The 12628-nt window shown below is 39.2% G+C and carries 9 protein-coding genes; all 9 read right to left on the bottom strand.

The genetic code is table 11. The features are described from left to right. Positions 1-2 precede the first annotated feature (2 nt). The 9 genes from ACK2WI_RS00555 to ACK2WI_RS00515 all read right to left on the bottom strand — a co-directional run bounded on the left by ACK2WI_RS00555 (position 3) and on the right by ACK2WI_RS00515 (position 11983). Positions 3-824 (bottom strand): energy transducer TonB, encoded by an 822-nt coding sequence (locus tag ACK2WI_RS00555; protein ID WP_093101404.1) that lies wholly within the window; start codon positions 822-824, stop codon positions 3-5. 57 nt (positions 825-881) lie between these two features. Beyond that, positions 882-1289: a biopolymer transporter ExbD gene (locus ACK2WI_RS00550; RefSeq protein WP_093101402.1), complete on the bottom strand. Its 408-nt coding sequence runs from the start codon at positions 1287-1289 to the stop codon at positions 882-884. Between the two features lie 31 nt (positions 1290-1320). Then, the gene (locus ACK2WI_RS00545; protein ID WP_093101400.1) at positions 1321-2019 is read right to left on the bottom strand and encodes a MotA/TolQ/ExbB proton channel family protein; all 699 of its coding nucleotides are present in this window, start codon (positions 2017-2019) and stop codon (positions 1321-1323) included. 34 nt (positions 2020-2053) lie between these two features. Continuing rightward, positions 2054-3103 carry a hypothetical protein gene (locus ACK2WI_RS00540; RefSeq protein ID WP_409149225.1) on the bottom strand — a complete coding sequence of 350 codons (1050 nt, stop codon included), beginning with the start codon at positions 3101-3103 and terminating at the stop codon, positions 2054-2056. A gap of 37 nt (positions 3104-3140) precedes the next feature. Beyond that, positions 3141-4856 (bottom strand): hypothetical protein, encoded by a 1716-nt coding sequence (locus ACK2WI_RS00535; protein WP_409149223.1) that lies wholly within the window; start codon positions 4854-4856, stop codon positions 3141-3143. 12 nt (positions 4857-4868) lie between these two features. Next, the gene (locus ACK2WI_RS00530; RefSeq protein ID WP_409149221.1) at positions 4869-7898 is read right to left on the bottom strand and encodes a tetratricopeptide repeat protein; all 3030 of its coding nucleotides are present in this window, start codon (positions 7896-7898) and stop codon (positions 4869-4871) included. 511 nt (positions 7899-8409) lie between these two features. Further along, the gene (locus tag ACK2WI_RS00525) at positions 8410-9345 is read right to left on the bottom strand and encodes an aspartate carbamoyltransferase catalytic subunit (RefSeq protein ID WP_094257766.1); all 936 of its coding nucleotides are present in this window, start codon (positions 9343-9345) and stop codon (positions 8410-8412) included. Positions 9346-9366: 21 nt separating this feature from the next. Further along, positions 9367-9912, bottom strand: coding sequence for a bifunctional pyr operon transcriptional regulator/uracil phosphoribosyltransferase PyrR (pyrR, locus tag ACK2WI_RS00520; RefSeq protein WP_093101390.1), 546 nt, complete (start codon positions 9910-9912; stop codon positions 9367-9369). Between the two features lie 151 nt (positions 9913-10063). Then, positions 10064-11983, bottom strand: coding sequence for an Ig-like domain-containing protein (locus ACK2WI_RS00515; protein ID WP_409149219.1), 1920 nt, complete (start codon positions 11981-11983; stop codon positions 10064-10066). Between the last annotated feature and the right edge of the window lie 645 nt (positions 11984-12628).

The raw sequence follows: 12628 nt of genomic DNA, 5'->3' as shown, positions 1-12628 counted from the left end.
AATTATCTAACTCTAAATCTGAAGGTAATTAGCCCCGTTTGGGTCTGAGGCGCATTAGGCAGTGCATTCAATCGCGCTTGTTCAACGGCACGGATACACTTTTCAATTAATCTGTAGTCAGCAATGGTCGTACCTTTAGCCTGTCTAGCACGCACGATATTTCCGCTCTTGTCAACAGTAAATTCAATCTTGACAATACCGGTTTGTTGCCCATTGTCTTCTATTTTCGGTGGCACCGTAAAACGTCTGTTCTCCAGTGATAACATCGCATCACCAAATCCAGAACCTCCTTCACCATAGTTACTAGCTAATGGATCCCCAAGTTTAGAACCTTGGTTCCCTGGAGTAGATCCAGTACCATCACCTGTACCTTGTGCATTATTTTTCTTGCCTTTATACAGAGCATTAGGATTCACTGCTGGCGTTGCATTCTTTTTCTCGGTAGTAGCCTGCTCTGCATTCGCTTTCACTGGCTTCTCCGCTTTAGGGACAACAGGCGCTTCCTCAACATCCTGGGTTGCTACCGCTTTATCAGCAATCTGCTGAGAAGGCGTAGGAATAGGCGTTGAATTCGGGTCAATTTTATCTGGTTTCACATTGTTGGCATTCTCATCCATCGATGGTTCGTCCACACTCATGTAATCCTCACCCATACCTTCTGGAGAAGTACCATAGTTTACAATGATACCACCCATACCGTATTCTGGAAGATTCTGACCAAATACAATAAAGAAACCAATAACAGCTAATCCAGCCATTACCAGTGATGAAATACCTAAAGCCTTTGGAAGATTATTTTCTTCTCGATATTGATTGTAGTACATTTTCCTTGATCTCTTCTAATTCGACCTTCTAAAGCCTAAAACGTTTAATATTAAATATTAGTCTTTCTTAGGCTCTGTTGCCAATACCATTTTGACCTTCAATCTGTTGGCAATATCCATTACCGAAATCACATTTTGGATAGGCACTGTACTGTCAGCATATAACATCACAGTCAGTTCTTCTCCAGTTGCAATATTGGATTGGATATAAGATTCCAGGTTCTCCAATGGAACAGGTTGTTTGTCCACATGGTATACTAAATCACTGGTGATGGAAATCGTCATGGTCTTCTTAGCGACTGACTGTTCTCCAGCACTGGATTTTGGCAAAAGCAATTTTACCACCTGTGGATTGGATACCGCGGAAGCCAACAGGAAGAACAACATCAAGAAGAACATGATGTCATTCAGGGCAGCTGTATGTACTTCTGCAGCGGGTCTATTTCTTCTATTACGTAAATTCATTTTTAGCCTTTCAATTCGGGGTCACACCAGCTTACATGCTAGGCTCATCCAATAAATCGATAAATTCAATTGCATCAGTCTCAATGCGCAAAATCAAGCGCTCCACCATCATGTTCAGGATATGGTAACCGATATAAGCCAAGATACCGATGGTAAGACCTGAAGCCGAAGTGATCATCTTCACATAAAGACCACCTGATACCGAACCAATATCGATACCACCAGCCATTTCCACCTCACGGAAGATCTGGATTACCCCAAAGATCGTTCCTACGAAACCTAACATGGGTGCAATACCGGCAATGATACCCAAGATATTGATGTTCTTCTCCAAACGGGAAACTTCCAATTTTCCTTGGTTCTCGATCGCGCCTTCAATATCCTTGATCGGACGACCTACACGGGTCAAACCTTTCTGCAACATTCTGGACAATGCCGAATTGTTTGAACGACAAGCAGCCATAGCAGCATCGATTTTTCCGGACAATACACTGCTTTTCACTGAAGCTAATAATCCGCTCTCGGATTTACTGGCTTTGCGAATAGTAATGTAACGTTCAAAAAAGATGACCAATCCCAAGAAAAATAATAAAAGGATCGGAATCATAATCCACCCACCCTTCATCAGAAGTTCAAGTAGGTTAAGATCGTCTGTCGTAGCTAGAGCTACCGGTTGTTGTTGAACTTGATTCAAGGTATCAACGATTGCAGGGTTTTGTACTAATGACATAGTTAATTAACGTATTTTGTGCTGTTTGATTGATTTACTTGTTTATTTTTTGATGCCAAGCATCTGCAACATAGTGCTTCCTAACATATTTCAATGCAGAATCCGCTTGTTCTTTCGTTTCATACGAATCCCAAATGACCTTCTTCTTGTTATGTGCCAGGTTACTCGGTATTACGCGTACAGATTCAATTCCCGCTTTGTTAAACGACTCGGCCTGTTCATACGCCTGAGCCAATGTAGCATGCGTTCCTATGACAATCTGATAGGTGTGATTTGCAGGGATCAAAGGATTATAGACCTTCTTACCTGTCTCTGTATTTGTATTTGCTGTACTATCTACTATTGGAGTCGTAACCGTGCTGCTTGTGTCTACCGGTTTTGCAACCGTTGTATCAGGTTCTGCGATACCGGCATTCAAGATGCTGTCAGCTCGCTCCTGTGCTCTTCGGGAACTGTTCGTATGGTTCAGATAAAACAAACCAGCAATAACCACAATTGCAACGACCGCAGCCCAGATATACCACTTTGATTTACCAGCAGCTTGTGGCTCCTCATAAATTTCCGGTACGATTTCTTGTTCAGTTACCGCTACTACAGGTTCCTCAACACTTTCCTCTGGCTCTTCCGTCTCCAGCTGCTCTTCTTCGACTTCAATCTCTGGCTCAGGTTTAATCTCTGGCTCAGAAACAGGGCTTGCCGCGCCTTCAATAGGTTGCAGCTGAAATCCGCTCAGGTCCTCTGCCTTAAACACCAACGAGGATCCGTGCTTGATCAATTGTCCCAAATGGTTCAATGTAACCGATCCGTTCTCCTTAATTGTTTCCAGCAGATTGAATACAACATCATGCACTTCAGCCTCTGCTGATTGTCGAGAAATCTGTTTCGACTGTTGGATGTAATCTATAAAATCAACACCATCAGTAGATTTCCCATCAAATTCCAAATAGGTCACTGGAGGCAAATACACTCCGCGGCGATCATCATATACAGAAGGGGTGTGAATGCGTTTGAAAACTCCCAAACCCTTCACATACACTTCGTTTCTATGCTTTAATAGCTGATGAATGTATCTTCCTAAATCCATTTATTTCTTTGCTGCTGCAAATTTAAAGTTTGTTAGATTAAAACGAAAAATTTAAACCACCTAAAATATTGAATCCTAATTTTGGATAGTATAAATAACGTTGGTATTCTGTATTCAACATATTATTTGCCTTTACAAAAACACCTAAGTATTTCGTTGCTTTATATTCTGCTCCAGCGCTCAAATCAAAGAACGATGGAATGGTTTTCTTTTGATAAGGGTTGCCATCAGGCACGCCATTTAAGTAAGTGAACTCTTGCGCATAAGCATTCCCATGGAACAATGCCTCGGCATCAATGAACAATTTCTCAGAAATATTAAATCTAGCATTTGCTGCTAAACGCATCTTCGGCATGTGCCAAGCTTCTTCTTGCTCAACCATGGTATATTGGTCGATGTTCAAGCGACCACCCAAGTTCACCAATGATGATAACCTTACATTGATCTCTCCTTCGATTCCCACATGCTTAACCGCATCGTCTCCATTGCCATCATAAACCAAATCAAAGTTGAATGGAGTTTCCATATTGTTCACGAACATGGCCATGCTTTCTACTTTTATGTAGAAACCCTTTACTTTATAACCAAAGGTCGCACCGGCATTACCCTTGATACCACCGTAGATGTTCATACGCTCAACGGTATTTTGGATATTGGCATTTGGACCTAGATAAGGGTTGATACGTGTGAAATCACGGAACGAACCTTTTTCCACATTACCTGTTACTCCTCCAAAGATGTAGAAGTATTCCGGAGCCAATGCAAAATCAACCTCTGCTTCAGGGAATACGTTGAACCTAGAGTTGTCTCCAAATTCTGAAACGATATTTGCCCCCAAAGTAATGTTGTAATTATCTCCTTTAAAACGGATATAAGGATTGATTGATGCAATCGAGTTGTTCAATTTTCCGGTGGATGTATTTACACCCTTAACACCATTATAGTCTAATGACACATTAGCGCCTGCATTGAAAGCACGATAGCGTTTGTTCAAGTAACCAGCTAAGGCAACGGAATTCTCTCCTGCCTCAAACTTATCATTGTAAGTATAGGCATCCGCTTTCACCGAGTAGCTTAATGCATCCTCATTTGCAGGATCATAATTGCTGGTCAACTCTCCAGAGAAGTAAATATCATTGAATCGTTGTGCCTCACGGGTCGGATTGATTATGGTGCCGTCTTGGTTCGCAGGGATACCGTAAAAACGAGTTCCATACCCATTATATCCAATTAGCCCATCCAAAGTGAACATAGGCAAAATACGACGTCCAAAAATCCCTATTTCCTGTTTCGAGAATTTCTGGTCTTCCAAATTTCCTTTTTGGCTTAAGTGTTTTGCGAATCCACCAAAACGGATGTCTTCGTAGTCTTCCACCGCAAAGTAAGCTTCACCCAAGATGGTATTGAAGTTACCCGCACCAAATTTCACATAATTACTCTTATGGTCCATGATTCTAGAAAACGGAGTTTCCATAATCTGTAATTCACTAAGACCGGTATTGATGTCCAATTTTTTATCAGGAACATTGCCATAGTTTAACTTAGGCATATATTCTCTTTTGTTTGACATATCAGGACTACGACGGATTTTTACTGCATCAGCAAGAATAGGTCTATAATCACGAACGATATCAAATGAATCCAATGTTACAGGACGGTCGGTCGTATCTCTTTTTTGAGCATAAGCCCCTACTCCCATCCCCAACATCAAGGTTAATATAGCAGATTGTTTAAAAACAGTATTCAACTTCATCTTTTCCTATTCTTATTTAATTTTTTCCAATAATTGTTTCGCTTCATTCAAAATACCATCTTCCGTGTTTTCGTAATTGTCGATCACACTTTCCAATGTTGATTTAGCTTGGAATTTATCGCCTTTGCCTTCGTATGCCTGAGCCATCACAATAAATCCTTTCGCTACCCAATAATCGTATGAAGAGAAGGAATCAGATATATCTAGTGCAGATTTAATTGCACCATCGTAATTTTTATTTTTCAATTGTTGTTCCGCAACCAAGAATCTCGCTTCAGCACCTGTCTCCGTTTTTGATTTCAGGGCCGCCAAGTTCAATTCTTTCATTCCCTCAGATCCTTTCGAGGTTGATAAGTATGCTTTTGCTGCATATAGGTGCGCCTTAGCTATATCCTCTTCTGAAGACTTCTCGTACTTCTTGATGATATTCGCATAAGTCAAGGTCTCAGCATAATCCCCCATGTTGAAGTAACTTACCAATAGGTTGTTTACAGCCCATCCGTAATTCTCTTTGTATTCCGAGGTCAACTCCAATTTCTTCAACACTTGAACCGCTTCGTTATAAGCTTTATTCCTCAAGTGCAATTTAGAAACAGAGATCAAGGTACGCTCTGTATAGGCTGAGGTCCAGTCATTCATGATAATGTTGAAATCATGCATCGCCTCTGTATCCTTACCTAAATTCGCGTTACTTTCTGCACGGATAAAACGAGCATGTTTCTCTTGAATCGGTTTAGGAAATTTATCGAAGTAAGCATTCACCGCTTCCACTGCCGCTTGCCAGTTGCCACGATCAAATAAGGTACGCGCGATAGAGAAGGTATGTGAATCCTGCTCTGCTGTACTTAAATCTCCAATATTGGTGCTTGTAGCATAACGGATATATCCAGAAGCATCACCTCTATCCAGATAGATGTTCTCGATAGATGCTAAAGCTTGTTTAGCTTCATCCGTAGTCGGGTATTGGTTTACCACACGTTGGAAAGTAGCTAATGCCGCATCATTATCATCTTTGTTATATTGTACTAGACCGATCGTTGTCAAGGCTCTAGGCACATACGAACTTCTTGGGTATTGCTCTACCATTTTTTGCAAACCATCGATCGCACGATCGTGATCTCCAATTAAGAAATAAGTATAAGGGATTTCAAACGCCACGTCATCCGCGTAGTTCGATTTAGGATATTTCGCGATCACCGAATTCAAGGTCGAAATCTTACCATTATTATCCCCTTGAAGCCCTAGTAAGATACCCTTTTGGAACAAGGCATAATCTTGGCTCTGCGCTCCTGAAGCGATCAAACGATCGTAGTAATTAGCTGCTTTGCTATAGTTTTTGATGGCTAAGTACGAGTCAGCTGCACGCGCCATCGCATCGTTCCTGGTATTTAAGTCAATGCCGTCTTTACCTCCACCCGCTAAGAAACGTTCGAAGTAATTGGCTGCCGTACTATAATTATCCGCTCTAAAGGCTGCATAAGCCAAAGCATAATTTGCATAATTATAAACCTCTGTTTTTCTAGCCGCAGGCAATTGCAGGAATTTATTGAAAGCAGATACGGCCTCTTTATACTTGCGAACCTCATACATGGCTTCCGCTTTCCAGTAAGTTGCCAATGCATAGATTTCCTCATCATAACGGTTAGCCTCTGAACGCATGAACATAGAAATAGCATTTTCAAATGCACGCTCATTATAGTATTCTAATCCGCGGTAATAAGTTACTTTTTGGTAAGCTGCATTTGCGTCTTTTCCTCTGTTTGGAAGGTCTTCCAGAACATCTACCGCTGCACGGTAATTTTTGGTGCTCAATAAAACCTCAGCCAATAATGTCTTCGCCTCTTCTTGGCGTTTTGATCTTGGGTAGGTCTGCATGTACTCATTGATAGCATCCAATGCTACTTGGTGAAACTCTAGATCATAAGACAATTTTGCATAGTTGAACAAACCTTCTTCTTTCAATTGAGGATCAAAATCTAGTTTTGACGCCCTGAAGAATGCGTTTCTTGCACTTTGTTTATTTCCTGTTTTCAAGAATGCATCCCCTAAAGTGATCATGGCACTTTGGAAATATGCATCCGGTTCTTCCAATTTCTCTAATTCCGAAATCGCTTTCTCATACTCCCCTAATTTATAGTTGATATAACCGATCTGGTAGCTATCTTGGTTGTTTTGAGTTTTGCCTTGGTCTTGAGCTTGGAACCTATCATAAAATTCCTTCGATTTCTCCAGGTCCCCTTTGATGAAATAAGTCGCTGCAATAATGCGCAACAACTCCGTTTCACTCTCTTGCTTGGTCGTCTCCAACTTAGGCAATCCATAACTCAACACATCATCATAACGCTTATCCAAGAAGTATAAGGCCGTGATGTAATATGGATAACTGTTCTCATAAGTTTTAGATCCTTCCAGACGTTCAAACTCATTCAAAGCTGTTTTATATTCTTGGTTCAAATAGCTCAAATAAGCCGAGTAATAGATCGATGCCTCTTGATATTGTCCCCTTAAATCTTTCAGTTCATTAAATACAGGTCTAGCAGCCTCATAATCGCCTGTCATGAACTTTGCATAAGCCAATTTGAAACGGTACTCCGTGTTCTCTGCTCCTGCTAAATTCTTACTGTCAATTTTCTCGAACCACTCAATAGCTTTTGGATAGTCTTTTTGAGCATAATATGACTTCCCGATTTGGAAATATGCCGCTTTGGAATTGGCACTTGCTGGATAATCTTTTATGTATTTTAAGAAACGGCTCTCAGCATCTGTCTCCCCTAACTCTAAAGCACAAACAGCTTGATAATATCTAACATTCTCTTTGAGTAAGCTTAATTCCTTTGTTTCGTCTAACTGAAGTGATGATTTGGTCCTGATTTCCTCAAACTTATCAAATTGTTTTGCAGCAGAACTAAATTTCCCTCTTTCATACAACTCCAGTCCATCCTTGTAGGCTTTATTCACTTCTTGCCATGCAGAATGTTGCGCCAATACCGGTGTACTCAATAAGCTCATCGCCACACCTAACTGGTAAATTTTTTTATACATATGATTGAATACTCCTTAAAATGAATGCGTCAGTATTTTTATTGAAATTCGACCTGTAACACCTTGATCAAATGGTACAAGCCTTCAACCTACGAAATTAATGGATAACTTCAATGTTTTCCTCAAAAGTTGTTAACAACTGTGGATAACCTGACCTATTTAACTTTATTTAACATTAGGTCGGGAATTGAGATTTGAGATGTGAGATATGAGACATTTTATTACTTAATATTTATTGAAACTATTGGATATATTCTACTATTTAAGCAATATGTTCCTAAAGCTTTTCCGTAAAATATAAACGAATTATCCTTATTGATCCTTGACAATTCAGCTTCAAAATTTGTTCCAACATCGAATAATAAACCGATAAAGTTTTAAACAATATTTTTACAAAAAAACAAGCCTGAAATCATGTGATTTCAGGCTTGTTTTCTGTTTTTTATCTTTTTTAGTTAGATTTCTATCTCATATCTCAAATCTCACATCTCATATCTAAGTACTCATATTCCTAACCCCTCTTCCCTGCCAACAGATACAGAACTGCCATTCTCACGGCTACTCCGTTTTCTACTTGGTCCAGGATAATGGAGTGGTTGCTGTCAGCAACATCCGAGGTAATCTCCACACCGCGGTTGATTGGCCCTGGGTGCATAATGACAATCTCTTTATCTAAGGAGTCTAAGATCTGTTTGTTCAAACCATAAAGCATGGAATACTCACGCAATGAAGGGAAGTAGGCGATATCCTGACGCTCCAGTTGGATCCTCAACATATTCGCTACATCACACCAGTTCAAAGCTTTCATCAAATCATGCTCTACCTTCACGCCTAATGAGGTAATATATTTTGGGATCAAGGTCGTCGGTCCACAGACCATAACCTCCGCTCCTTGTTTTTGTAAACATAAAATATTGGACAAAGCAACCCTTGAATGTAAGATATCTCCAATAATGGCAATTTTCTTACCAGCCACTTCACCTAACCTTTCACGGATAGAAAAGGAATCCAGTAAAGCTTGGGTAGGATGTTCATGGGCACCATCGCCGGCATTCACGATCTGGGCATCCACATGCTTGCTCAAGAAAACACCAGCACCTGCATAAGGGTGGCGCATCACGATCATGTCCACTTTCATCGCCAAGATATTGTTCACCGTATCGATCAAGGTTTCACCCTTACTTACAGAAGACGAGGAAGCCGCAAAGTTGACGATATCAGCCGACAAACGCTTTTCAGCAAGTTCAAAAGAAAGACGGGTACGGGTAGAGTTCTCGAAGAACACATTGGCAATGGTAATATCACGCAAAGAAGGTACCTTTTTAATCGGACGATTCAGTACTTCCTTGAAATTTGCTGCCGTATCCAAGATCAATTGGATATCGTTGCTATTTAAATCCTTGATACCTAATAAATGGCGGGTACTAAGTTGTTCAGATGTTGACATTTGTTAAACAATAAAATCTTTCTATTTCTTTTCGGTGATCAACACAATACTATCGTTATCATCCACCTCTTTCCAGCTTACAATTACTTTTTGCGAATCGATGGAGTCGACTTGGATCCCAATATAGTCTGGTTGGATAGGAATCTGTCTCGAGAAACGACGATCTACTAAGACCATCAATTCAATACGGTTGGCCCGACCAAACGCCTGGATAGCATCCATGGCAGAACGGATCGTCCTCCCAGTCCAAAGCACGTCATCAACCAAGATCACATTTTTGCCTTCTATAATAAAATCAATGACCGTACTGTTCGCAGCTAATGGGCTGGCACCTTTCATCCTGAAATCATCACGATAAAAAGTGATATCCAAAATACCCAATGGCACTTGAACACCTGTCATTTCTTTGATTTCCTGTACTAATCTTTCAGCTAAATAGGTACCTCGAGGTTGAATTCCAATGATTACAGCGTTGGAGAAATCTCCATGGTTTTCAATTAATTGTTGAGACAATCGCTTGAGCGTAATCTGAAACTTCGGTCCATCTAATAATATCGATTGTTTCATCTATGGATTTATTTAGGCAAACTTAAGGCATTTTTTCCAAAAATCGTAATTTAAGCCATATTGGATTGGAAAAAATAAGGCAGCTTATTAATAAGCTGCCTCGTTGCTAATCTATTATGAATTTCCACCAATTTTCTTCAAGAACATCCTTTTAGTCTAAAGTTAAAACCCGTTTAAACTGTTTACCATCGATTTCAAAATAGTAATGAAATTGTGGTCTATAAATACTACTAAATCTAGATGTATAGGTTACTTGCTGGTTCGAATAAAGTTCAATTTGTTCATTATTTACAGATCTAACAATTCCATCTCCATCTACGACTTCCATTTTTAAAACAGTTATTTTCTTACTGCCGTAGTTAGCAATAAAGTGTGTAATTGACGCTGTGTAATAGCCATTTATATTAGTAATAGAAGATGAGGTTTTACCAACTTTCACACCCGAATCAAGTTCTTTTACCATAACAGTACAGGAATTTATGACGCTTGGATTATCTTGTGAAGTAGCGATAATTTCAACAGTACCCGAAGATATAGCCTTTACCACTCCATTTTGATCCACGGATGCAATTTTCGGATTGCTAGAACTCCAAATTATCCCTTTATTTTTGACATTATTTGGAAATACCGTTGCAAAAATTGTAAAAGTGCCTCCAATTTCTAAACTTCTTAAATGCTCGCTAAGACTAATTGAAACAGCCCTAGCAGGAATAACTTTGATTGAACATGAAGCGGAAATATTAGGGTTTTCTGAAGATTTTGCAGTTATCTGTACGGTCCCTTCAGTTTTTGCTATTACATTTCCATATTGATCAACTGTCGCTATTGATGAATTACTTGAACTCCAAACTATGCCTTTATTATGAGTATTTTGCGGACTAACTTCAGCAGTTAGACCAAATGACTGACCAGCCATTAATTCAACGTGGGTCTCATTTAAGGTTATCTTCGTTGCCTTAACAGTAAAAACTTTTATTTTGGCTGTGGCAGAAATTGACCCTTCTTTAGTTTTAACGGTAATAACAACCTCTCCTTCCTTCTTACCTATTACATTTCCATATTGATCAACTGTCGCTATTAATGAATTACTTGAACTCCAAACTAAGTCTTTATTATGAGTATTTTGCGGACTAACTTCAGCTGTTAGAACAAATGATTGACCAGGCATTATTTCAACTTGGGTCTGATTTAAGGTTATCTTCGTTGCCTTAACAGTAAAAACTTTTATTTTGGCTGTCCCAGAAATTGACCCTTCTTTAGTTTTAACGGTAATAACCACTTCTCCTTCCTTCTTACCTATTACTTCTCCGTCAACAACGGAAGCGATGTTGCTATCAGAAGACTCCCATACCAAATCCTTATCTGTCGTATTATCCGGCTTGATTTTGGCTATCAGTTTGATGGCTTGACCCAATTCTACTTGCCCCGAAGTAATATTCAATTCAATCGCTGAAGGTAATACTGGTTTCACAATAATTTCTATTTCAGAAAAAACATTAGTTCCTTTTATTGTAGCAGTTAGTTTTGCCTTCCCTGCTTTCAATCCTTTAACCTTCCCTTCCATTACAGTAAAAACAGAATTATCACTAGAACTCCAATCAATGCCATACTGACCAGCATTTGTTGTATTAGGCGGATCTATTGAATATTTAACGTTAACAGAATCTCCCACAAAAAGGGTAGAATTAACTAGTTCTAACTTTAATTTCTCTGGTATAATCGGAAGAACATTTACTAGAACCCTTGCATTCATATTTTCTCCGGATATCGTTGCAGTAATTTCTGATTTACCTTCTTTTAAGGCTTTGATTACTCCAAGTTCATTCACACTAACCACTTCTGTGTTTGAACTAGACCATTTGTATTTTGGTTTAGGTAATTTCTGAGGGTTGTGTACTACATTCAAAGTATCGGACTTCCCAATAAACAATTGAATTTCTTTTTCAATAAATTCAATTTTGGTTATTTTTTCAGGAATTGCCTCCTCCTTGTCTTTGCTACAGGAAATAAAAAAAATGACAAATGTCAAAACTACCAAGCTGTACTTGCTAAATGGAAAATAAAATTTCATAGGGTAATAATTAAGTTTGATTGGGCACAAATGTAGAAAAGCAGAAAACAGAAAGTTTACGGTTTACCGTAATTCAATAAATTAAGCATTGTTATAAGTGGTTGTTTTTGGGAAGGAGGTTGCTGTATAGAATATTGAATTCGTCTGGAGAATTTGAACCAGGATGGATGGGATGAGAGGATGGGCCAAGATTATTATCGTGGGATAAATAAAAACCCTAGATTGGTAATACGCAGTGTAGGGGCGAATTGAATTCGCCCGCTGAACTGTATTTTTGAATTAGAAGAACCCCATCGGGGTTACATTATTTTAGAAAAAATAGAACGTTAGCCTAGAAGTAGCGAAAAAATGCTGTTCAATTAATCGAACAGCATTTTTTCGCTACCCCTGTTTTATTCGATACCATTGCTAAAATAATTCTGCCCTTATAGGGCAGAAAATCGCAAAAAATAGATTTTTGTGGAAATAAATATGGGTCTAAATACCTAGAACCTCAGATTTAACAAACTTGTAATTGGTAGAGGATGATCCGCCGAAGGGTCTCGGAACTACCCCACTCTTTATTTGAAAATAGTTGGTTCATCTTACGATTCATGATGACATGCATCCCTCAAAACCAAAAATTGATTCTTTGTTTCACTCTGA

The sequence above is a fragment of the Sphingobacterium sp. BS-2 genome, from assembly GCF_046161205.1.
Lineage (GTDB): Bacteria > Bacteroidota > Bacteroidia > Sphingobacteriales > Sphingobacteriaceae > Sphingobacterium > Sphingobacterium mizutaii.
This window is presented reverse-complemented; position numbering and strand designations above follow the sequence as displayed.

What these genes read in the sequence shown, in the direction of transcription:
- ACK2WI_RS00525 (WP_094257766.1), bottom strand. Translation starts at nt 9,345, where the DNA reads ATGTCAACATCTGAACAACTTAGTACCCGCCATTTATTAGGTATCAAG.
- ACK2WI_RS00550 (WP_093101402.1), bottom strand. Translation starts at nt 1,289, where the DNA reads ATGAATTTACGTAATAGAAGAAATAGACCCGCTGCAGAAGTACATACA.
- ACK2WI_RS00530 (WP_409149221.1), bottom strand. Translation starts at nt 7,898, where the DNA reads ATGTATAAAAAAATTTACCAGTTAGGTGTGGCGATGAGCTTATTGAGT.
- ACK2WI_RS00540 (WP_409149225.1), bottom strand. Translation starts at nt 3,103, where the DNA reads ATGGATTTAGGAAGATACATTCATCAGCTATTAAAGCATAGAAACGAA.
- ACK2WI_RS00545 (WP_093101400.1), bottom strand. Translation starts at nt 2,019, where the DNA reads ATGTCATTAGTACAAAACCCTGCAATCGTTGATACCTTGAATCAAGTT.
- ACK2WI_RS00555 (WP_093101404.1), bottom strand. Translation starts at nt 824, where the DNA reads ATGTACTACAATCAATATCGAGAAGAAAATAATCTTCCAAAGGCTTTA.
- ACK2WI_RS00535 (WP_409149223.1), bottom strand. Translation starts at nt 4,856, where the DNA reads ATGAAGTTGAATACTGTTTTTAAACAATCTGCTATATTAACCTTGATG.
- pyrR (WP_093101390.1), bottom strand. Translation starts at nt 9,912, where the DNA reads ATGAAACAATCGATATTATTAGATGGACCGAAGTTTCAGATTACGCTC.
- ACK2WI_RS00515 (WP_409149219.1), bottom strand. Translation starts at nt 11,983, where the DNA reads ATGAAATTTTATTTTCCATTTAGCAAGTACAGCTTGGTAGTTTTGACA.